This window comes from Streptomyces collinus Tu 365 (genome assembly GCF_000444875.1).
In the GTDB taxonomy this organism is placed as follows: Bacteria; Actinomycetota; Actinomycetes; order Streptomycetales; family Streptomycetaceae; genus Streptomyces; species Streptomyces collinus_A.
In genome coordinates this window covers 7,759,994-7,781,608 of sequence record NC_021985.1, presented here as the reverse complement: position 1 = coordinate 7,781,608, position 21,615 = coordinate 7,759,994, and the positions used below count along the sequence as shown (strand labels likewise).

Genomic DNA, 21,615 nt, shown 5'->3' with positions numbered 1-21,615 from the left:
CGACGGCGCGAGCGACCTGATCGCCCGCGACACTGCCGGCAACCGCCGCTCGCGCAAGGCAATCGGACGCCGCCCAGCCGGCCAGCACAGGTCCGTCCATGTAGAGGCCACTGGAGACGAACCACAGCCGGGCATCGAGCGTCTACAGGTGCGTGGGTGCGCACTGACCTCGCGCACCGAGTCGTATTCGAGGGGAACCGAACACGCATGAAGACCAAAACGACCACCGTGGCCCTTGCGGCGATCGTCGCTGCCGGCACCGCCGTCGCCGCCGTCCCGGCCTCGGCGGCCACCGCCAAGGCCGCGCCGTCGCGTTGCCACACCGCCGACCTGAAGGCCGGTTTCGCCACCGGGGACGACGCGAAGCCGGAGATGGGGCGGCCCGGGAAGCAGACGCAGGCGTTCGTCTGGTTCACCAACAAGAGCAACCGCACCTGCACCCTGTCCGGCTTCGCCGGTGTCGACATGGTCGGCGCCCAGAGGACCGACGGCACCTGGTCCCTGGTGCGCTCCTCCAAGAGGCCCACGAGGATCACCCTGGGGCGGGGGGACACGACGGACTTCAGCATCAACCTGCTCCCCGTTGCCAGGTCCACGCCGCAGAAGGAGAAGTTCGTCCCCGCGACGTTCCTGGTCACCCCGCCGAACGAGACGAAGCACTTCACCCTGAAGTGGCCCTTCGGCGGCCAGATCCTGAAGCAGGACGGTGCCACCCACCCGGGCACGTACCTCAACCCGGTCGGACAGTAATCCCCCGCGTCCGCGCGGTCAGGGCTCCAGGTGGGCCTTGACCGCGCGGCGCTCGTCCATCGCCCGGTAGCCCTCGGTGACCTGGGCCAGGGGCACGATGAGGTCGAAGACCCTGCCCGGCCGGATCAGGTCGGGCAGGAAGCGGTGGCCGGGTGCCGCGCCGCCGCGCGGGCCGACCTGGGAGAGGAACAGCTCGTGTCCGTCGACGGCCACGACGTGGCGGGGCGCCGACATCGCCGGAGGCGTCGACCGACCGCGTGGTAGCTTCGCGGCGGAGGCTCTCAAGTGCCGGCCCCGGACGAGATGTGCGCCGTACCCGGTCCGCTAAGACGACGCACTCAGGAGACGTCATGTCCGCAGGCACACCCTTCACGGATGTCGACCGCCCGCTTCGCCGGCCTCGCGAGTTGGACGTCCGTTGGATCCACGGCTCACCGTCGTCCAAGCACAACACCGACCCGGACATCCAGGTCTACGCGTACGACGAGCACACCGTCATCCTGCGGCAGAACATGGCGATCGACTACGAGGCACCGTTCCTGTTCCTGCTGTTCGGCGCCACGCAGGCGGTGCTGATCGACACCGGAGCCACCGCGTCCGCCGAGTTCTTCCCCCTGCGCCGGGTGGTTGACGAGCTCGTCGACGGCTGGCTCGCCCGCCACCCCCGACGGGACTACCACCTGCTGGTGCTGCACACCCACGCCCACGCCGATCACATCGCGGGCGACCGCCAGTTCGCCGACCGCCCTCGGACCACGGTGGTCGACGCGGAGCTCACGGCGGCCTGGAGGCACTTCGGATTCGATAAGGACCCCGACGCCGTGGCGCGAGTCGACCTGGGAGGCCGCGTGCTCGAGTGCCTGGCCACCCCCGGGCACCACGAGGCAGCGGTCACGTTCTACGACCCGTGGACCGGGTTCCTGCTCACCGGCGACACGGTCTACCCCGGCAGGCTCTACGTCCAGGACTGGTCCGCCCGCACCACCTACCAGCCCCACGAACCCCCGCTGCAGATGACCACCGGCCACCTGCAGGACATCCGCGCCGCGCTCAACGAGATCGGCGACCGACCCCGCCGACTCCCCTACCCCCTCTTCGTCATCTGCCCAGACGACTGAGCCACTGGCCCGGCCCGGGGCCGGTCATGGAGGCGGGGTCGGTGCCCGTCCTAACACGGGGATGACAAGGCGGGACGCGTCTTCGCGTGCTGCTTACAGGCGCTGGGTCCCGCTCTGGGCCGGCTCCTGTGCTCGGTGCGGGCGCCGTGGGCGGATGATTCCCGCGTTCCGGTCTGCACGAGCCATCTTGACGTACCAGAGGATTCCGAGCGGTGAGATCAGCAGGCTGGAGACCGCTCCGTAGAGCGGCATGAGCCAGATGACCGAATCCCTGGTGTTCCAGTGCACGTAGAAGGCAAGCAGAAGGTAGGCCAGCATCACGACACCGAGGACCGCGGTGGACATGGTGCATCCAAGGTCGTTGACCAGCTCGGCAGCGGTGATCCAGCGCAGGGGGGCCAGAAGGACCGTCGCGGCGCCGTAGGCCCAGACCAGCGGGTGTCTGCGGGCGAACCGGAAGTTCACGATGTAGAGCCGTACTTCACCGCCGGCCCAGGCCAGACGCTGGCGCCACCACGGCTTGAAGTTGTCCGGAACGATGGTGGGCACTTCGAACGGCACATGGCCGACCCGGTAACCCAAGGCGTTGGCCAGGATGCCGAGTTCGACGTCGTTGCCCTGGAAGAACAGGGAGTGGCGCCGCATGATCTGGCGGTGCGCCTCGGTGCGCGCAGCGTGGCAGGCGCCGGACACCAGCCATGGGACGACCCTTCGCAACTGCATGGCGAGGCGATACTCGTGTGCCTGGATGCGTCCGAGGAGCCGGCGGGTGTTCATCGGGACCAGGCGTATGGAGGCCAGGTCGAGTTTGCGGACGGCGAGTGCGCCCACCAGTTCGCTGAGGGGGCGGACGGTGGTGGTGTCGGCATCCAGGCACACCACCCACTCGGCCCGGACCCATTCGAGTGCGTCGCGGACGACGCGGTCCCGGATCGTGCCGCCGGTCTGCCTTTTGCCGGAACGGCCTTCGCTCGGGCGGGAGACCTCGCCTCTGAAGACGCGGAAGCCGTTGGCCTGGGCGATGGCGTCCAGTTCCCGGTTGAATTCGTCCGTCTCCGTCGTGGTGGTGCACAGCAGGACGCGGCTGCCGTATGTGCGCAGGAAGTCCACGTTCTCCAGGTAGCGCACGCTGCCGTAGATGGGGACCAGGACTTCGAAGTCCTCCACGGGTGTGGGCGGTGCGTAGTCGGCGCGGGCGTTTCTGGCCCGCACACTGCCGACCATGTCCACCAGGGTGAAGAGGAGCGGCAGGGTCAGGACCGAGATGGCCAGGCCTATCCAGGGGTTCAGGCTCACGGTCGCGTCTCCAGCGAGGACGCGTCCTCGGACTCGGCGTCGGGCAGGAGATTGCTCATGGCGGCCACGAGCAGTTCGCTCTCCACCGTGCCCACCAGACTGCCCAGTTCCTCGACCCGTCTCAGCAGATCGGGGCGCACCGCCGTGCGCGGGCGGACGCACCAGATACGGGGGTCGGCGGTCGATTCGCGCTGTTCGGTCTTCTCGTCCAGCAGTTCCTCGTGCAGCTTCTCGCCTTCCCGCAGACCGGTGTACGTGATCTCCACACCGGGGGCCTGCACGGCAGCGACGTAACGGTCGACGAGGTCGGCGATTCGCACCGGCTGCCCCATGTCGAGGATGTAGGTCTCGCCCGCGGTGGCCATGGTCGCGGCCTCGATGACGAGGCTGGAGGCCTGCGGAATGGTCATGAAGAAGCGCGTGACGTCGGGGCTGGTCAAAGTGACGGGTCTTCCGTTGCCGACCTGCCAGGCCAGGCTGTGCAGGAAAGACCCGCGACTGCCGATGACGTTACCAAATCGGACAGAGCCCACCCGCATGGATCCGCCTGCGTACGCCTGCACGATCACCTCACCCAGACGCTTGGTCAGGCCCAGGACGGAGGTGGGGCGGGCGGCCTTGTCGGTGGAGACGAAGATGAAGCGGTCGACCCCCGCTTCCGCCGCGGCTCTGACAACGTTGGCCGTGCCGATCACGTTGCTGAGGACACCCTGCGCGGGATAACGCTGCAGCAACGGGAGGTGCTTGTGGGCGGCGGCGTGGAAGACGATGTGGGGTCGCACCCGGGCCATGAGCTCCCGCATGGCATCCGCCTGGCGTATGTCACCCAGAACCACCGTGTCGTCGTCCAGCAGTCCATGACCGTGAAGGTCCAACTGGATTGCGTGCAGGGCCGACTCGTCATGGTCGACCAAGTGGATGCTTGCGGGGGACAGCTGCCACAGCTGGCGCACGAGCTCGCTTCCGATCGATCCGCCCGCGCCGGTCACCAGGATTCGTCGAGCACCGACGAGCAGCCTGGCCTCACGGCTGTGTACAACGTCCGGCCTTCCGCCGAGCAGGTCGCCGGCGTTCACCGACGAGAGCTGCTGAATCGTTCCTGCGGAATTCCGTGGCGCCACCGCGGTCATGGAAGCTCCCTTTCTGGACCGGCGCGCCAGGGCGGCGTCCGGTGACGATCGATGCTGCGAGCGTGCGAAGCCGACCGCGGGAGTGTCTTCGCGGGTGGGAGATGGCGCAGTCGGCGAGGAGCGTCAGCGGGCGACCCGACGAGGGTGCAGCGGCGGCCGTTGTCCCGACCGTGCAAGTGATGAGCACCTGACGCGATCAAGAGAAATACATGAGTCACGCACACATTGCAAGGCGGAAGTGAAGGAAGAGTGATGAAGACGTGAGGGTGGTGTGCACTCTTCGCCCGTATAACCATCGTTAAGCGGACATACGTTGTGGCCGATTGTGAAGAAAATGTGTGCAGCACGCCTCGCCTTGAGCAGTGCACGGGCGAACGACAAGGGGTCGTCGGCAGCAGCCGGCCAGGGCCGCCACACCGATGGTGACGCGCAAAGACATCACGACTGAACCGGTCGGGCCAACTTTGTTGCCTCTCGGGAAAGTTTAATCACGAACTAATCACTTTCGCTTCCCCCAGGGCAACTGCGTGGCTCCTTCACCGGTCACACACCTGCAAGCGCAGCAGAAGCGCACGGGGAGCACCATGAATCAGCAGCAGTACCCCCAGCCTCGGCGGTTCGGACTGGCGTCCAGGACACGGCGACCGTCAGGAACGCTCCGGGCCGTTCCGGCGGCTGGGCCCGGTGACTTCGCGCAGAAGGGAAGTGAGCGGCCGGTGTCCGTCGCGGAAGCAGGGCCTCGCCGAGGCCTTCGGCGGTGACGGCGGCCGGGGTCGGGCCCCGTCCGCGGCGTCCCGGTCGGCCGGGGGCCGAACGGGCAAGGGTCGGGTGCCGACGGGCCCGGGGGCCGCGGACCGGAGGGTGCCGCGGTGTCCGCCGGGCCGGGAGGGAGCCGGGCCGGCCCGGCTCGTCTACCGCCCCGGCTGTCCGGTCAGCGCGGCCAGTGCGGCGATCGCCCGCTCCAGGGGCCGGTCCCGGCCCTGGCCTTCGACGCCGAGGGCGGCTGCCAGAGCGCCGGCGTCACCGCTGCGGACGGCGCCCCACACCAGGTCGGCCGGAGCGGACGGCTCGTCGGCGACCCGGCCGATGCTGATCCACTCTCCCCTGCCATGACGCACACCTTCCTACCTGGCCGCATCGAGGAACGGCCGAACGAGGCCCGCCTGCACGAAGACCCTCGCGGTCCCGCCTGACGCCCGTCTGACCGATGACTGATGCAACGCACCGCGGCCAGGGCTGTCGGCCGACGGACAGCCGTTCCGCTCCGGACGGGGCGGCCGCCGATCCCTCCGGACGCCGCCACGGCCCGTGGCGGGCCCGGCGACCGACGCACCGGTCGACCGCCGCGCCGAACGAAGGTGCTAGCCCGCCGACTTCACGGTCAGGTCACCGTTCGTCGTGGACAGGTCCAAGCGGTACCTGCCCGACGGGTCGTTCTTGAACCCCACCTTCTTGTCGCCGTTGGTGTCGTGCGCCGAGATCGCGTAGTCGGCCGGCGGGGCCGTGACCGTGAGGCCGCCGCTGGTCGTGCGGGCCTTGATGTTCTGCGGAGTGTCCGCCTCGATCGTCACCTCGCCGTTCGACGTCTGCGTGTCCACGCCTCCGCCTTTGGCGTTCTTGACGTGGACGTCGCCGTTGGACGTGCGCAGCTTCACCGGTCCCCTGGCATCGTCCACCGCGATCTCGCCGTTGCTCGAGTGCACGTCGACCGCGCCGACACCCTTCAGCGTGACGCCACCGTTGGTCGTGCCCCCGGTCACCGGAAGTCCCGCGGGCACCTTGACGACGTAATCGACGCCGCAGTCGTCGCCGCAGCCGGCCAGCGTCAGAACGCCGTTCGCGACACTGAACGAGGTGCCGCTCCGCTTGTCACCGCGGTAGTCGACCTTGCGGTGGACGGTAACCGTCGAGACGTCCCCCGAGGCGTCCACCTCCACCCCGCCGTTCCTGCTGTCGATACGGATCGAGGTGATCTTCTGGGACACCTTCGCATCATCCTGGAAAGTCTTCTGATCGACGGCCGAGCACGCGGTGAGCACGCCGACGGTGAGGGCGGTCAGAGCCGCTGCCGCAAGAAGACGTGCCTGTGGGCGTCGCATGAAGTTCCCCCGGTGTAGCGAGTTGGATCGGCGTTCAGTCAACGCGACTCTACGCAGCCACCGTGGCGCCCACGATGGGGAAAACCCCCCAATGCCCGGACCGGGCCGGCATCCACGAGGACCCCGGCCGCGGTGCGGCGATCACCCGACCGACTGCAGGTCTCCACCGGAGCGGGGCTGGGCGGTTGGGAGCCTCGCGGTGAAGTACATCGCCAGGACGGAGGTGAAGGCCAGGATGGCGAGCGCGGCGCGCAGGCCGTCCAACCTGGCGTCGGCGTTGGCCTCCAGCGCTGCCTGGGCCACCTTCTGGCTCGTGCCCGCTTCATCGAGAGCGGTCTTGAGCTGGGCGTCCGACAGAAAGGTCGCCCCACTCTGGAGTTTGATCGCCGCTTCGTTCTTCACCCTGGCCGGGACGGCCGGATTGTCCGCGATGTGGGTCAGGAACGAGGAGGTGAGTACGGCGAGCAGGATCGACCCCGCCAGAGCCGTGCCGATGGAGGAGCCGAGGTTGGTGACGGCGTTCTGCACACCACCGACGTCTGCGCTCTGTTCGTCCGGCACCGCGGAGACGGTGACGGAGCCGAGCTGGGACGCCAGCGCACCCAAGCCGAGCCCGATGAGCAGGAGAGGAACTGTGACGATCTCCGCTCCCGCGCCCGTGTCGAGGGCGGCCATGAGGAGCACCGCGCCGGCGAGGATCGCGACGATCCCGAGCCGGACCACCCGCCTCGGTGAGATGTCGGGGAGGAGACGTGGGATGAGGGTTGCGGCTGCCACCAACGTCAGCGACAGCGGTAGAAGTCGTCCGCCGGTCGCGAGCGCGGACAGGCCCAGAGCGACCGACAGGTACAGCGGTACGACGAAGAACACGCCCATCATGACGAGGTACTGGAAGAAGAACATGGTCAAACCGCCGGTGAGCTGCTTGTTGTGCAGCAGGGCCGGGTCGAGGAGCGGTTCCCGGCGCTGTGCCACGAGGCGGCCCTCCCACGCGGTGAAGAACCAGATCAAGAGCACGCCCGTCAGCATCAGCCACACGACGAGCGAGACTCCCAGCCACGACGGGGCGTCGGCCTTCGGCCTGAACCAGCCCCATTCGTCGGAGCGGAGCACACCGAAGACAAAGGTGCCGAGCCCGAGCGCGGACAGCCCGGTGCCGACGAAGTCGATGTGCGGACGCTCGCCGCTCGGCACGTCGGTGAGACGGCGAGCGAGGAACAGGATGCCGACCACGACCAGGACCTCACCGGCGAACACCCATCGCCAGGAAAGGTAGGTGGTTGCGAAGCCTCCGATGAGCGGCCCGAGCGCGATCGCCACGGCACCCGCGGCCGCGACCAGTCCATAGGCGGCCGCCCGTCGTTCCACGGCGAAGTTGCCGGCTACCAGCGCTACGACCGCGGGCAGGATGAGCACAGCCCCGATTCCTTCGAGGAACGACCAGCCGACCAGCAGCACGCCCAGATTCGGCGCGAGAGCGGTGGTGAGGGAGCCGCATCCGTAGATACAGCAGCCGATCATGAAACCCCGCCTTCGGCCGAGCAACGCTCCGACCTTGCCGCCGGGAATCATGAACATCGCCATCACGAGTGTGTACGCCGTGATGGCGCCTTGAATCCCGGTCACGGTCGTGCCGACGTCTACGGCGACCGCAGCGATTGAAACGTTCATGACGGAACTGTCGAGCGCCATCAGGAACTGGCCGGCAGCAAGTGTCAGCAGAACGACCCGCGCTCCTGCTGCCGAGCTCTTGGTCGTGCCGGCTCCGGGAGTCATGCGCGCAGCATCTCAGCCACCCCGGCGGCACCTCCGGGACCACGCCACGCAGATCAACCGCTTGGCGGGTATGAAGACGATCAGCCCGGCGTATAGCGAGGCCCTATTAGGCGTACAGATCCTCCAGGTCGGCTCGAAGGGGCCAGAGGGCCAACGTCGACCACAGACTGAAACCGTGGCCTCTGCGGTGAAGGCCGCCGCCGACAACGCCGTTGGCGAGCCGCACGCGAGGAACTCGCGGTCCCCGAACCCGCTCTTACCGGGTGGTGCTGTGATGGGCGGGACACGGTGACCGACGTGACGGGAAGGTTGGAGGACGGTGCAATTCGGGCGTTATCCGGTGCGGTGGCACATCGTGCTGCTCACTCTGTGGACGGTCGTCTGGTTCGCGGTGGCCGAACGGCACGCGGCCGTGTCCTGGCACTATCTGCGCCAGGGGGAGCAACTGCTCTTCGGCCAGGCGAACGGCGGCGGACTCGCCCTGTATGCCAACCACCCCGAGCTGCAGATAGGCCCCGTCAGCTTCCTGACCGCCGGACTCTTCGCACCTTTCCCCGCCGATCTCGGTGAGAAACTCGCCGACGCCTTCATGTCCGGCCTCGGCCTCTACATGCTCGTCCTGGTCGGCCGTGCCGCCGCCGACCATTACCTCGGCACGGGCGTCAACCACAAGCGCCTACAACAACGCGTCCTCATCGCCGGCGCCGCATTCATCCCCATGTGGGTGGAGGTCGCGGTCCGTTTCGCCCATCTCGACGACGTCCTCGCCCTGTTCTTCACTACGCTCGCCGTCCGCGCACTGGTCCGGGGCAACGCGACGGCGGTGGGCGCCCTCCTGGCTCTCGCGGTCGACTCCAAGCCCTGGGCCGTCGGATTCCTGTCCCTGCTGCTCGCCCTGCCCCGCCCGGCCCGCCTGCGCGCCGCGGCCTGGACGTTCGGCCTGGTGGCGGTGGCCTGGCTGCCCTTCTACCTGACCCATCTGGAAACCCTGCACGCGGCCCGCTTCACGATCCCCAACCAGCTCGCTTCCTCACTGCGCTGGTTCGGCGTCGACGACCCCCGGACCCCCTGGTGGGACCGCCCCGCCCAGTTGGCCCTCGGCATGGGCCTGGGCGCACTGGCAGTACGACGCGGACGCTGGCCGGCGGTGGTGTTCCTGGCGGCCGACGCCCGCATCGTCCTCGACCCGAGCGTGTACACGTACTACAACGCGTCGGTCCTGCTCGGCACCCTGATCTGGGACTCGATCGGCCAGCGCCGCCTGGTCCCGTGGGTCAGCTGGATCGCCCTGATCTCCCTGTACGGCAGCGCCCTGCTGATCCCGTCGGACGCCGCCCGGGGCTTCATCCGCCTGGCGTTCTGCCTGGGCTCGGCGGCGTACGTCCTTCTGTGGCCCCAGCGCCCCCCGCGCGGCGACCGCCGCCGCCCCGCAGGCGAGCCGGTGCAAGGGGCGCTCGCCAGCAACTGAAACGGGTCGCACGGGCGTGAGGACGCGGTGGAGGACCAGGGACCGGCTCAGTCCGCCGGTCGGATCAGGCGGTGGCCGAAGCGAGGCGTACCGGCACCGCGGTCAGGGCCTCCCGGTGAACATCGGCCCACCGAACAGGACCGCCAGGGCATGTCAGCCCCGCCCCGGTCACGCTGCTTTCGCGTCCTCACCGGCCAGGAACGGATGCAGCAGCGCGAGCAGGGCGTGCGGCCGGTGCAGCGGGATGATGTGGCCGCAGTCATCGATGACGTGTCCGGTGAGATCGTCGGTGACCGGGCGGAGTTGGCGTTCCAGCGCGGCACCGACCGGCCGGGCGCCCAGCGCCATCGTGGGCACCGTCAGGCGGGCAGTGGCGACCGCCTGTTCAATCTGTACCGCGCTCTTGGGCAGGGCCCGGTAGTACGAGAACGCGCAGCTCAACGCCTGGCGGCCGGTGTATGCGCGGACGAACGCGTCCCGGAGGGCCGGGCGCACCCCGTCGCCGAGTGTGCCGGCGCTCAGAAACCAGTCGACGTAGGCGGCCTCGTGGCCCTCCAACACGGTCTCGGCGAGGCTGGGCGCGGCGGAGTGGAAGCCGAACCACCACGGGGGCCCCTCGGCGAGGAAGTCCTCGGCTCCAGGAAGCCTGCCCAGCAGGGACTCCATGACGACCAGGCGCCGGACGAGACCGGGGTGGCGCAGAGCGAGGAGGAAGGCCGGCGCGGTGCCCGCGTCGATGCCCACCACAGTGGCCGAGGACACGCCGAGCGCGGCGAGAAGCGCCGCGGCGTCCTCGGCCAGGGTGCCCGCGTCGTACCCGGAGGCGGCGCGGCCGCTCGCGCCGAACCCTCGCAGGTCCGGAGCGATGACGCGGTAGCGGCCGGACAGATCGGCCATGACGTCCGTCCACAGCTCCCAGGTATGCGGGAAGCCGTGCAGCAGCAGGACAGCCGGGCCCGATCCGCAGAGGGCGACATTCAGTTCGACACCGTTGGCGAGGACGCGTCGCAACTCGGGCATGGAGGGACTCCAGGTGCTCGGTGAGTGATAGTGACCAGGTCACGCTAGGGAACTAACCTGGTCTGCCCAAGACGGCACTTTCCCTTCAGGTGGTGAGTCCCAGGTGACCACGTCGAGGCCCGGCGGACGTGACCAGCGCCCCGGTGAGCGCGGGGACCTGCTGGATCCGCGCTGTCCGACCCGCCGGTTGCTCGACCGTATCGGCACCAAGTGGACGTCGATGGTGGTCAAGGTGCTGGCGGAGGAGGCTCCGGGCGAGCTGCGTTTCGCGGATCTGCGGCGCCGTGTCCCGGGCATCTCACAGAAGATGCTGTCCGTCACCCTGCGGAGTCTGGTCCGCGATGGTCTGGTCGCGCGCCGCGTGGAACCCACCGTGCCGCCCGCCGTCCACTACCGGCTCACCGAGCTCGGCCTGTCCCTCGAAGGACCGCTCTCCGCCCTGCGGGTCTGGGCTGAGACGCACATGCCCGAGATCGACCGCAGCAACCGGCTCGCCGACGAGGCACCCTCATCCCCCACTTAGACCCTGTCCTGTGTGGTGAGGCGGCCGAGTCGCTTGTAGCAGCACAGGGCAGCGGCCAGGCCGAGAAGACGCCAGCCTCAGGGGCGCCACTTCGGGCCGCCTGCGGGCCCCGTGCAACGCAGCGCGGTACCGGCGCGGCCGGCCCCGGCCGGCCGCTCGGCCAGCACGGTCGGCCAGTGCTCTGCAACGCGCTCGCGCAGCCCGCGGACGACGACCAGGTAGGGGCCGGGAGCCGTGACCGCGTCGCCGACGGTGGCTTCGGGAGTGGCGCTCATGAGGGCCTCTCCGCGGGGGGTTCGGACTCCGCCGCCGGTGCCGCGAGGCCGCCGACGCGGAGCAGGTCGCGCTCGTACCAGTGCCGTCCGACCAGGAAGGCCGCCGTCGCCGCGATCGCGACGAGGGGCACCACGCGCAGGGCGCCCAGCAGGCCGACGTGGTCCGCCAGCACGCCGGTCAGCGCCGGTCCGGGCGCCAGGCCGAGCAGGCTGTTGGCCAGGGTGAGGGTGCCGAAGGCGGTCGCGGCGACGGACGCGGGGGTCAGGTTCGCCACCATGGCCGCCGCGGGGCCCGCAGACCCGGCCGACAGCAGCGCGCCGAACGCCAGCGCGCCCAACTGAACCGGTCCGTCGGGGAGTTGAAAAGCCACCGTGAGCAGCACCAGCGAGCCGAGGCTGCACCCGACGGCGACGGCCCACTTGCGGATGGAGACGCCCGCGCTGATCCGGTCGGATACGACACCGCCGAGGATCATGCCTACGCCGATGATCAGCGCGTAGCCGCCGGCCGCGCTGCCCGACTGGGCGGTCGTGAGGTGGTAGTAGCGGTTGAAGTAGCTCGGCAGCCAGGACAGCAGCGTGGCGGCGACGAACAGCTGCAGTCCGCTGCCGACGTAGGCGCTGATGACGGAGACGGAGGAGAACAGCCGCGGCAGGTGCGCGCGCAGCGGCACGTTCGCCGGTGCCGGGGGCGCGTCCCGCGATCCGGCGGCGCTCGCCCCGGCGGCATCCGACGGATCCTCGGCGGAGTCCGCGACCCGCACGAGCCTGCGCTCCTTGACGACGACGCCGTAGACCGCGGCGAGCACCAGGCCGAAGATGCCCATGACGGCGAACGCCCAACGCCAGCCGGCCGCCTGGGCCACAGCGCCACCGATGGAGACGCCGAGCACGGCCCCGAACGCACCGCCCGCGATGAAGGTGCCGGAGAGGGTGGCCCGCAGGGCGACGGGGAAGATGCTCAGCACCACGGCGATCCCGACGCTGCCGTAGGCCGCCTCGCCGATGCCGACGAAGAGACGGGCCACGAACATCTGGCCGTAGTCCGCCGACATCGCGCATCCGACGGTGGCGATGGACCAGAGCGTGGCGGCGAACAGCAGACAGCGCACCCGCCCCCACCGGTCGGCCATGAGGGACATCGGGAAGGTCAGCACGCCGACCGCCAGCGCCACGATGCTGCTGAGCGACCCGAGGGCGGCGTCCGACAACAGCCACTCGGACTTGAGCATCGGGAAGACGGCGTTGAGAACCTGCCGGGACATGTAGTCCGACAGCAGCAGGCCGAAGCTGAGCGCGAAGACCGTCCAGGCGTAGCCCCGGGGAACGGGCCACACCGAGGGGAAGGCCCCTGGGGCCGGGAGGGTCGCCTCCACGGTGGGAGCCGAGGTCTGCGCAGGGGTGTGAAACTCCATTGTCATCACCTCTACTGCTCGAAAGTGCACAGGAGTTGCAGGTCAGAAGGGTTTGTCGCCCACGATCCCGGCGCGCTCCATCTTGCGGACGCCGGGCCAGTAGTCCTGTACGGCGTAGTGCTGGGTCGACCGGTTGTCCCAGATGGCTACGGAACCGGGGGTCCAGCGCCAGCGCACCTGGTACTCGGGGACGGCGGCCTGGCTGATCAGGTAGCTGAGCAAGTGGCTCGCGCCGGGCGCGTAGTCCTGGCCGAACCGGACGTTCGCCGGGGTGTGGAAGTTGGTGAAGTGCGTGGTGAAGGCGTTGACGAAGAGGATCTTCTCCCCGGTCTCGGGGTGCGTCCGCACCACCGGGTGCTCGGCGTCCGGGTACTGCTCGTGGAGCGCGATCCGCTTCTCCTCGGGCATGACCGCGCCGAAGCTGGCCTCGATGCTGTGCCGGGCCCGCAACCCCGCGATCTGCGCCTTCACGTGGGCGGGCAGCCTGTCGTACGCCGCCACCATGTCGACCCAGATGGTGTCGCCGCCTACCGGGGGCGACTCGACGCAGTGCAGCACGGCGCCCATCGACGGGTTCACCCGCCAGGTACCGTCCGTGTGGAGGGCGTTCTCGTAGTGCTCCGGCGCGCTGTCCAGCTCCTTGTAGATGCGGACCAGGCCGGGGTGGTCGGGGTCGCTGCCGGCGACGGGGTGGTCCTCCAGCGCGCCGAAGCGCGACGCGAAGGCGACATGCTCGGCGCGCGAGAGGTCCTGGTCCCGCAGGAACAGCACGCGGTGCTCCAGCAGCAGGCTCTTGATCTCGGCGAACAGGTCGTCGTCACGGACGGCGTCGGCGATGTTCACACCGCGCAGTTCGGCGCCGATGGCGCAGGTCAGCCGCTCGACCTCGATCGAGGTGCATCGGGCGCCCTGGCGCGCCCGCGCCCGCCCCGGGGCGTGGCCGGACGGCGAAAGGATGTCTGTCATGGGTGCTCGCTCCATGGGGTCACTAGGTGGGGGAAGGTCCGGGAAGAGGCGGGGCTCAGAGGACGAAGACGGACGACCCCGTGGTCCGCCCGGACTCCAGGTCGCGATGGGCCTGCTCCGCGTCCTTGAGGTCATAGCGCTGATTGATCTCGATCCTGATGCGGCCGGCGACGACGTGCTCGAACAGCTCGCCCGCGAGCGCGGCACGCTCGGCCGGGTCGGCGATGTAGTCGGCCAGCGCGGGCCTGGTGACGAACACCGACCCCGCCAGGGCGAGTCGCATCGCGTCGATCGGCGGCACCGGGCCCGACGCGGTGCCGAAGCAGACCAGCAGTCCGCGGCGGGCCAGGGAGGCCAGCGAGCCCGCGAAGGTGTCCTTGCCGATGCTGTCGAACACCACCGGGACCCCCGCCCCGCCTGTCAGCTCCCGCACCCGCTCGGCCACGTCCTCGTGCCGGTAGCGGATGACGTGCTCGCATCCGTGTGCCAGGGCGAGTTCGGCCTTCTCCTCGCTGGACACCGTCCCGATCACACGGATGCCGAGCAGTGCGGCCCACTGGCTCAGGATCAGGCCCACCCCGCCCGCCGCCGCGTGCAGCAGCACGGTGTCGCCTGACTTCAGCGTGTGGATCCTGCGCAGCAGATAGGCCGCCGTCAGGCCGCGCATGGTCATCGCGGCCGCCGTCTCGCAACTGATCTGCCGGGGCAGCACGATCAGGTGCGAGGCGGGCATGATCCGCTCCGTGCTGTAGGCACCGAGCGGACTTCCGGTGTACGTGACGCGATCGCCCGCGGCGACGCCGGTGACGCCCTCGCCGACCGCCTCCACCACGCCGGCGGCCTCGACGCCCATGCCCTCGGGCAGCCGGACCGGGTACAGGCCGGTGCGGAAGTAGGTGTCGGCGAAGTTGAGCCCGACGGCCTCGTGCCGCACGCGCACCTCACCGGGGCCGGGCTCGCCGACGGTCACCTCCTCCCAGCTGAGGACGTCGGGGCCACCGGTTTCGTGGAAGCGGACGGCATGTGCCACGGGGTGCTCCAGGGAGGGGTCGTAGGAGGGTCGCAGCCGCAGGTGGGGCCGCGGGCCGGCGAAGGTACGGGCGAGGGACGGGTGGGGATCAGGCGTCGCGCAGCATGAAGCCGCGCTGTCCCGGACGGCGGTTGGGCACCATGCCGAGGCGGGCCAGCGTCTCGTCGGTGTCGGCGTAGTACTCGCCGATCCGGTAGATCCGCTTCGCGTCCGTGCCGGTGGCGATGTCCCGGCCGAGCGCCTCGGAGATCTGCACCATCTGCTCGACCTGCGCCACGGAGGACATCGGCTCGCCCTTGGCACGCCACAGGTTGTCCTCGTTGCCGACGCGCACGTGCTGGCCGAGGGCGATGGCCACCGCGTTCATCGGGGCCACGGCGCGCATGGAACTCTCGACCGTGAGGACGGCGCCGTCCGGTACACGACGGATGAACTCGACCAGGTCCGCCGGGTGCCGACCGGCGAAACCGCCACCTATGGCGACGTAGTTGAGGACCAGCGGGCCGGTGTGGACGCCCGCGCGGATCAGCCGCTCGACGGTCTCCAGCTGCGCCAGGTGCGCGAGCTGGAAGTGCGGCTGGATGCCGCTCGCGCGCAGCCTCTTGAGGTGCTCCAGGTAGAAGTCCGGACCGGCCTCGACGACCATGTCGCGGTAGGCGCGGTAGTAGTCGGGCTTCGCCATCGAGGTGCCCGCCAGGTCGTCGTCGTTCATGATTTCGACGATGTTCATCTGGCTGGTGTTGATCGCGATGGTCACCTGGTCGGGCGCCGGAGTGAGTTCGGCGAGCAGGTGACGGGTGTCGTACGCGAGCCACTTGGCGTCGCCGCCCTCGCCCTCGGGGGCGAAGGAGATCGAACCGCCGATCTGCAGCACCATGTCCGGCACGGCCTCGCGCAGCCGGCCGAGCAGCTCGTTGAACATGGACATCCGCTTGGAGCCCTTGCCGTCGAGCTCACGGACGTGGATGTGCAGCACGGTCGCGCCGGCGTTGTGGCAGTCGACGGCCGCCTGGACGTGCTCGTCCATGGTCAGCGGCAGGTCCTCCGCGTCGCCGGGCAGCCACTCCGGCCCGTACGGCGCGGCCTGGATGACCAACTTCTCCTGGTTCTCCGGGAAGAGAGAGTCGTCGTGGAAGTGCACGGTGCGTCTCCTTGAAGCGGGGTTCGGGGGTACACCTCGGTCGCCGCGGGTACGGCGATGCGGCGTTGGGAAGAGGGGGTTGCGGCTCTGCGGCGGCGCGGGGACGGGCTCTACGGCTCTGGCACTCAGAAGCGGTGAACTCCTTCCGGAGGTCCGCCGACTGTGCGGTGGTGCAAACGTAGGGCGGGCGGCACCGGCTCGCTTCACCTGACGTGACAGGTCACTTGCCAATCGGGGACAGGTGCCCGGCCGAACGGACGCGCAGGACGGGGCGCCGCCTCAGCTCTCGCCGGGCGTCGCCGCTCCGCCGCCCCCGCTCCGGCGCCACTCCCGCGGTCCTACGCCGTAGTGCTCGTGGAACCAGCGGGAGAACGCGCTCAGCGACGAGAACCCAAGCAGCGTGGACACCTCGGTCAGCGACCTGCTCGGGTTGGGCACGAACTGCTCCGCGAGCGCCGAGCGGGTGGACTGCAGCAGCGAGGAGAACGTCTGCCCGGAGCGTGCGAGATGCCGGTGGACGGTGCGCCGGTCGACGCCGAGGCTGCGTGCGACCTGCTCGATGGAGCAGCGCCCGGTCGGCAGCAGCGCCTCGATGAGGTCGCGCACCCGGTCCGCCTCGGTCGCTTCCCGCAGCGCCGCGACGGGCTCGAAGTACTGCCGGGTGTAGCTGCGCAGCTGCGCGTCGGCCATCGCGTTGGCCGCGTCCAGGTCGTCGGCGTAGAACTCGATGCCGTTGAAGCCGCGGTCGAACTCGACCACGGGCCCGAACGCGCGGCGGTGGCTCGCGGTGTCGCGCGGCGCCGGGTGTGCGAAGCGGACCGCCGACGGCCGCCAGTGCGGCCCGAGGAAGCCGCACAGCACCCGGTGGAACGCGGCCACCGCGAGCTCCGTGCCCTGCCGGGCCGGCTGCGGCTCGCCGAGCCGCACGTCGACCTTGAGCGTCGCGACGCCGTTGCCCTCGGAGAGCCGGGCGTGCAGGACCTCGTTGTAGGTGTGCTGGTGGCGGATGAGCAGGGCCAGGGCGCTGCGCACGTCGGGCTCCTCGCGCACCAGGAGGCTGATCGGGCCGAGATTGGAGAAGCGCCGCAGCTCCGCCAGGAGCAGCCCGAAGTCCTCGCGCGCGGAGGCGGCCGCGGACAGCTCCAGCAGCCGGACCACGGCCGTACCCGAGATCCACCGGTCCTGGACGGCGAGGTCGGCGGTGTCGAGCCCGACGCTCTTCATCAGCGCGCGCGGGTCGAGACCCAGGGAACGGCTCAGTTCGACGTAACCGTTCAGCGCGGCGGTACGGACAAGGGGTCTCATGGGCAGGCTCCGGGGGCTGCGGGTCCCCAGAAGCTAGGTTTTCCGTCCCCGTGGGTCAAGCATGCGGACCGGATGATCACTGACATCCCCGTCGACGCGGGACGGCACCCGTGCCGCACGTCCATCGGTGATCTGATCGCGGACGGCGCCTACGCCGAACACCCGCGCGTCCCGGCCCGCGTCGAGCACACCTTTGCGCGCATGAAGACCTGGAAGATCGTCCGTGACCGCCACCAAGGGGGCGACGGCCTCCACCACGCCGTCCAGGCCGTCGCCGCCATGCACAACCTCACCCTGGCAGGGTAGAAACAGCAGCTCAACTGCCACTCAACCCTGTTCACCGCCGACCTTCCGCAGCACCCCTTCAGCCGCGCGTCCGTCGGCGCGACAGCGTGACGCCCGCGACGCCGGCCGCCAGCGCTGCTGCCGCCGACGCCGCGATCCAGGGCAGTGCGCCCGCGCCGGTGGAGGCCATCACACCGCCCTCGGGGCTCGTCCCGCCGGACGTGGCGCCGCCGTTGGAGGCCGAGCCCCCGTTGGAGGCGCCGGCGCTCGGGGACGCCGATGCGGAAGGAGAGGGAGAGGGAGAAGGGGAAGCGGAGGGCGAGGCCGACGGGGTGCCGCCGGTGATCGTCAGGGTCACGGGTGCGGAGTCGTTCTCCGGGTGGTTGTCGCGGTTGGGGAAGTCGGTGCGGCCCGTGGCCTCGATGGAACCGGCCTTCGGATGGGCGACGGCCTCCTGGATCTTCACGTAGAAGGTGAGCTCGCTGGTGTCGCCGGCCGGGAAGATGTCCGGGATCTCGCACTCGTAGGTGCGGGTGCCCTTGATGGGTGCGCCGCAGGCGTGGTCGTCGTCCTCGCCGGGGAAGGGGATCTTCGTGATCACGGTGCCCTCGGGCGGGGTGACGCGATAGGTGCCGGAACCCTGGCCGGGGCGGCTGTAGAGGTTCATCGAACCCGGGCCCTCGTTCTTCACACCGAGGGTCACCGGTACCGTCTGGCCCAGCTTGCCGGTGACCTCGCCGCCGATCGCGCGGTAGTCCGCGTGCTGGGTGGTGGACACCTCGACGAAGCCGCCGAAGTCGGGGAACCCGGAAGCGGACACGGGCTTGAGGCCGAGCTCCGGTCCGCTGCCGGTGACGGTGTAGTCCGCCGGATCGTCGTACTCCCACGGATTGCCGCTGCCCAGGGGCCAGGTGGAGTAGTTGATGGTGGCGTACATCAGGTCGTTCGACGTGGTGAAGTGCCACGGCTTGTCGAAGGCGTAGGCCGTGCCGGGCTCGATCGGGGTGTCGAAGGTGCAGTACGCGGTGGGCTGCGGCATCGGCCGGTAGTGGCAGTTGCTGTACTGCTCGGCGACCTTCAGCCCCTCCTCGCCGAACAGCTTCACGCCGATGCCTCGGGGCGCGGCCAGTGGGCCGACGTTGGCGACGGCGGGCGTGAGGTCGAAGCCGGCGCCGGGTGTGACATCGGCAATCGCCTTTTCCCGCTGGGTGAGCAGCTTGGGGCCGCCGACGACCGCGTGCGTCGTGGCGGTGGCCGTCCCGGCGTCGCTGGACGTCGCGGTGTAGTGGATGTCGCCGGAGGCGCCGGGCTTCGTGCCCTTCGCCCCTTTGATGTAGAACGGCTGGACGCTGGTTTTGCCGTCGATCGAGGTGTAGGCGCAGGTGTAGACGTAGGCCTGGTGCGAGCAGGCACCCCCGGCACCGGTGATGACCGCCTTGCCCTCGAGTTCCGTGGCGTCGATGGTCAGTTTGACGTTCTTGGCCAGGGGCTTGGTGCCCTCCGGGGCGCTGAGGTTGAGTTCGAGGAGGAACAGGCCGCCGTCGCCGGGCGGCCCCTCACCGTACTGGTAGGCGTAGTAGGTGTCCTGCGCCTCGATCGACAGCTTCGTGCCGGCGGCGTTCGCCGTGCCGGGCAGCGCTGCCAGGCCGAGCCCGCTCACCGCCGCCAGCAGTGCCGTCACGCGGCTCCATCGCCTCGTCCCCGCCATGTCCCACTCCCATCTCACCCGCACCATCCGCAACGCCGTACGCACACGTCGTTCGGGATGGCTGACCGGTCACGGGCTCGGATGGTTGCGCTCTGCACGGTTGCGATTTCCGCGTCGGCCGCGCGACCGCGTGCGGGAGGGGGAAAGGCCGGGCAGTGGACCCGCCGGTCGCGGCCGCGGACTCGCGGTCACTGCGGGTGGCGGGCCAACTTCCCCCGCGTAAAACCCGGTTGAGACGGCAGGAAGCTCGAACGGCTGCGACGGGGTTCTTCTCGGTCCGCCCGGCGGTACGGCAGCAGACGGGGCGGTCATGAGGACGGCGACAACAGCGGCCGTCATGTCGAGCGGACGTCGAGTCGCATGCCTGACCACTCGTCCCCGGCCCTCGATGTCCCGCCCGCGTCCAGGAGCCGTCGTGTCACGCTGAAGGTCCGCGGCTTCGCCGAGACCGTGCGCGGGTCGACCACAGAGATCGCGGTCCCGGCCTCGCTGAACCGGGCCGCGCTTCCCTGCTTGCCATCGACGATCCCACCGCCGTACATTCCCTGGACCCGGCTTGTCCGGCCGCTTCGTCCACCCCCCTTTGAGCACATGAGGAGCGCCCGTTATGACGGGTGTACTGGCGGTTGCAGGCGGCACCGCATCCGGCAAGTCCACCCTTGCCGAGGCCCTGTCGCTGCGGTGGCCCGAGACCGTGGCGCTGGTCCACCTGGACGACTACTACGTGCCCGCCCACGACCCCCTGAGGGGTGTGTGGACGGTCAGCGCCGACGGGCACGCCGTCCTCGACTGGAACCATCCGGGATCGATCGACGAGACAGCGGCGGCACACGCCATCGACGCGGCGCTGCGGCGCCCCGGCGTGCTGCTGGTGGTGGTCGAGGGCCTGTTCGCGCTGTCACTGCCGTCCGTGGTGAGGCGGGCGGCGTGGCGGGTGTACGTCGAGACCCCCGACGACATACGACTGGCCCGCAAGATCCTCCGGAAGATCGAGGCGCAGCGCCAGGACCCCCGGCTGTCCCTGCGCAACTATCTGCAGACCGGCAGGGACCGCCACGCAGCCCATGTCGCGCCCTCCCGGGCAGCGGCCGATCTGGTCGTGGACGGGACCGCGAGCGAGGCGGAGATGCTGGCCGCGGTCATGCCGCTGATCGGGCCGGCCCTCACCCCACTGCCCGCGGCACCCTCGCAGGCGCGACAGGTATGCGGTGTGCCCGACACCCCCGGAGCCCCGGCGCTCGCGATGTGACGTGTCTTGGGGGGCGACTCGCCGCGCCGCCGAGCGGCACCGCCGAGAGCACCGGCCGCGGCCTCCTCCCTGAGCTCGCCCCGCGCGTCGTCGACCGATCCACCTCTTGTGCTGAATTGTCCTGCTCTGTGGGGCCGGGGTGTAACAATTCCGGCCGCGTCGGCTCTGTCCAAGCGGACGGCTGTGTCGGTCGGCCAGAAAGAGGAGCACGACTCGTGCAGTGGACGGACCAGAGCAGCGGAGGGTACGGCGCGGATCCGTACGACAGTGCCGGGGACGGGTACGACTACGCCTGCGAGCACGACGGCGGTACCACCACCGGCATGGCCGCCACGCCCCGGGCGTCGGGGCAACTCGCGCAGGGGACGTACCCCGCGGTCGACGCCTACGCACGGGGGACGGATCTCTACGGCGCCGAGGCGCACGTGCACGATGCCGGACCCGGGGCCGCCGCGACCGTGTCGGGCGTCCACGGTGACGTCCTCACCGTGGACGTCCTCACCGCGCCGGCCCCGGGACTCGGCACGCCCGGCGATCCCACGCCGGGAGCGGAGACTCCGTTCGGAAGCGATTCGGTGCGGCCGGTCTTCGTGGACTCCTCGGGCCGCCGCCAGCGCCGCGTGCGGCGCGCGGCCCGGCTGCTGGTGATCCCCGCGGGCGGCTACGTCGCCCTGCTGATCAGCGCCGTGCTCGGCGGCCCCAGACTCAGCGCCCCGTTCGTGCCCCAGCCGGACTCCCCGGACCGCTCCACGCCACGCGCGTCCGTGCCCGACACCTCCGCCGGTACCGGCGACTCCGCGGAGAGCACGCGGTCCGCTGCGGCGCGGAAGAACTCCCGCTCCACGGCGGCGCAGAAGAACGCCAGTCCGACCGAACGGCCGACAGCCCCCGCCACCACCGCGGCCACACCCGTGCCGACCACGGCGCCCACCAGCGCCGCGTCTCCGACCTCTTCCACCTCCGTCTCGGCCCCGGCCCCGGCCGCCACTCCTGCCGTGCCCACCCGTCCGACCCCCAGGGGCCGCGCGCTCGGCACGTCCCACAAGCCCGTGAGATGATCC

The 21,615-nt window shown here is 70.2% G+C and carries 20 protein-coding genes, 1 pseudogene and 1 riboswitch; of the genes and pseudogenes, 7 read left to right on the top strand and 14 right to left on the bottom strand.

Going from position 1 to position 21,615, the window contains the following annotated elements; all coding sequences use genetic code 11:
• Positions 1–207 precede the first annotated feature (207 nt).
• Positions 208–750 (top strand): DUF4232 domain-containing protein, encoded by a 543-nt coding sequence (locus B446_RS33685; RefSeq protein WP_020937660.1) that lies wholly within the window; start codon positions 208–210, stop codon positions 748–750.
• An 18-nt stretch (positions 751–768) separates the two neighbouring features.
• Here B446_RS33685 and B446_RS33680 read toward each other — a convergent pair whose 3' ends face one another.
• Positions 769–984 (bottom strand): alcohol dehydrogenase, encoded by a 216-nt coding sequence (locus B446_RS33680; RefSeq protein WP_020937661.1) that lies wholly within the window; start codon positions 982–984, stop codon positions 769–771.
• A 37-nt stretch (positions 985–1,021) separates the two neighbouring features.
• A riboswitch (guanidine-III (ykkC-III) riboswitch) is annotated at positions 1,022–1,089 on the top strand.
• Between the two features lie 11 nt (positions 1,090–1,100).
• On the opposite strand from B446_RS33680, the gene B446_RS33675 reads away from it, so the two are divergent.
• Positions 1,101–1,868 (top strand): MBL fold metallo-hydrolase, encoded by a 768-nt coding sequence (locus B446_RS33675; RefSeq protein WP_020937662.1) that lies wholly within the window; start codon positions 1,101–1,103, stop codon positions 1,866–1,868.
• Positions 1,869–1,961: 93 nt separating this feature from the next.
• Here the strand turns inward: B446_RS33675 and B446_RS33670 are convergent, their stop codons facing one another.
• The 5 genes from B446_RS33670 to B446_RS33650 form a co-directional block, all read right to left on the bottom strand.
• Complete coding sequence (locus B446_RS33670) at positions 1,962–3,164, bottom strand: glycosyltransferase family 2 protein (RefSeq protein ID WP_020937663.1); 1,203 nt, start codon at positions 3,162–3,164, stop codon at positions 1,962–1,964.
• The gene (locus tag B446_RS33665) at positions 3,161–4,294 is read right to left on the bottom strand and encodes a polysaccharide biosynthesis protein (RefSeq protein ID WP_078614612.1); all 1,134 of its coding nucleotides are present in this window, start codon (positions 4,292–4,294) and stop codon (positions 3,161–3,163) included. Before B446_RS33665 ends, B446_RS33670 begins: the two co-directional genes overlap by 4 nt.
• 911 nt (positions 4,295–5,205) lie before the next feature.
• Positions 5,206–5,412, bottom strand: coding sequence for a hypothetical protein (locus B446_RS33660; RefSeq protein ID WP_020937665.1), 207 nt, complete (start codon positions 5,410–5,412; stop codon positions 5,206–5,208).
• A 243-nt stretch (positions 5,413–5,655) separates the two neighbouring features.
• A complete protein-coding gene (locus B446_RS33655; protein ID WP_020937666.1) occupies positions 5,656–6,279 on the bottom strand; it encodes a DUF4097 family beta strand repeat-containing protein in 624 nt (207 codons plus the stop codon).
• A gap of 255 nt (positions 6,280–6,534) precedes the next feature.
• Positions 6,535–8,169: an MFS transporter gene (locus tag B446_RS33650; RefSeq protein WP_043474523.1), complete on the bottom strand. Its 1,635-nt coding sequence runs from the start codon at positions 8,167–8,169 to the stop codon at positions 6,535–6,537.
• Between the two features lie 319 nt (positions 8,170–8,488).
• Between B446_RS33650 and B446_RS33645 the strand changes: the two genes are divergently transcribed.
• Positions 8,489–9,637: a hypothetical protein gene (locus B446_RS33645; RefSeq protein ID WP_052352104.1), complete on the top strand. Its 1,149-nt coding sequence runs from the start codon at positions 8,489–8,491 to the stop codon at positions 9,635–9,637.
• A 168-nt stretch (positions 9,638–9,805) separates the two neighbouring features.
• Here the strand turns inward: B446_RS33645 and B446_RS33640 are convergent, their stop codons facing one another.
• A complete protein-coding gene (locus B446_RS33640) occupies positions 9,806–10,657 on the bottom strand; it encodes an alpha/beta fold hydrolase (RefSeq protein WP_020937669.1) in 852 nt (283 codons plus the stop codon).
• A gap of 103 nt (positions 10,658–10,760) precedes the next feature.
• Here B446_RS33640 and B446_RS33635 point away from each other — a divergent pair, with 103 nt between their 5' ends.
• Complete coding sequence (locus B446_RS33635) at positions 10,761–11,180, top strand: winged helix-turn-helix transcriptional regulator (RefSeq protein ID WP_043474526.1); 420 nt, start codon at positions 10,761–10,763, stop codon at positions 11,178–11,180.
• 77 nt (positions 11,181–11,257) lie between these two features.
• Here the strand turns inward: B446_RS33635 and B446_RS33630 are convergent, their stop codons facing one another.
• The 6 genes from B446_RS33630 to B446_RS33605 form a co-directional block, all read right to left on the bottom strand.
• The gene (locus tag B446_RS33630; RefSeq protein WP_020937671.1) at positions 11,258–11,455 is read right to left on the bottom strand and encodes a hypothetical protein; all 198 of its coding nucleotides are present in this window, start codon (positions 11,453–11,455) and stop codon (positions 11,258–11,260) included.
• Positions 11,452–12,870, bottom strand: coding sequence for an MFS transporter (locus B446_RS33625; RefSeq protein WP_043474529.1), 1,419 nt, complete (start codon positions 12,868–12,870; stop codon positions 11,452–11,454). The genes B446_RS33630 and B446_RS33625 overlap by 4 nt, the downstream gene beginning before the upstream one ends.
• A gap of 42 nt (positions 12,871–12,912) precedes the next feature.
• Positions 12,913–13,836: a TauD/TfdA dioxygenase family protein gene (locus B446_RS33620; RefSeq protein ID WP_020937673.1), complete on the bottom strand. Its 924-nt coding sequence runs from the start codon at positions 13,834–13,836 to the stop codon at positions 12,913–12,915.
• Positions 13,837–13,891: 55 nt separating this feature from the next.
• A complete protein-coding gene (locus B446_RS33615) occupies positions 13,892–14,866 on the bottom strand; it encodes a quinone oxidoreductase family protein (RefSeq protein WP_020937674.1) in 975 nt (324 codons plus the stop codon).
• An 88-nt stretch (positions 14,867–14,954) separates the two neighbouring features.
• Positions 14,955–16,007 (bottom strand): 3-keto-5-aminohexanoate cleavage protein, encoded by a 1,053-nt coding sequence (locus B446_RS33610; RefSeq protein ID WP_020937675.1) that lies wholly within the window; start codon positions 16,005–16,007, stop codon positions 14,955–14,957.
• Between the two features lie 279 nt (positions 16,008–16,286).
• Positions 16,287–17,312, bottom strand: coding sequence for an AraC family transcriptional regulator (locus B446_RS33605; RefSeq protein ID WP_020937676.1), 1,026 nt, complete (start codon positions 17,310–17,312; stop codon positions 16,287–16,289).
• 159 nt (positions 17,313–17,471) lie between these two features.
• Here B446_RS33605 and B446_RS33600 point away from each other — a divergent pair.
• Positions 17,472–17,618: pseudogene (locus tag B446_RS33600) on the top strand (IS5/IS1182 family transposase); the annotation flags it as partial.
• 58 nt (positions 17,619–17,676) lie between these two features.
• Here B446_RS33600 and B446_RS33595 read toward each other — a convergent pair.
• Positions 17,677–19,278: a hypothetical protein gene (locus B446_RS33595; protein WP_020937678.1), complete on the bottom strand. Its 1,602-nt coding sequence runs from the start codon at positions 19,276–19,278 to the stop codon at positions 17,677–17,679.
• Positions 19,279–19,912: 634 nt separating this feature from the next.
• Here B446_RS33595 and B446_RS33585 point away from each other — a divergent pair.
• Positions 19,913–20,554: a uridine kinase family protein gene (locus B446_RS33585; protein WP_020937680.1), complete on the top strand. Its 642-nt coding sequence runs from the start codon at positions 19,913–19,915 to the stop codon at positions 20,552–20,554.
• Positions 20,555–20,769: 215 nt separating this feature from the next.
• Entirely contained in the window at positions 20,770–21,612 is an 843-nt protein-coding gene (locus tag B446_RS36260) for a hypothetical protein (protein WP_052352106.1), read from the top strand.
• Positions 21,613–21,615: the final 3 nt, after the last annotated feature.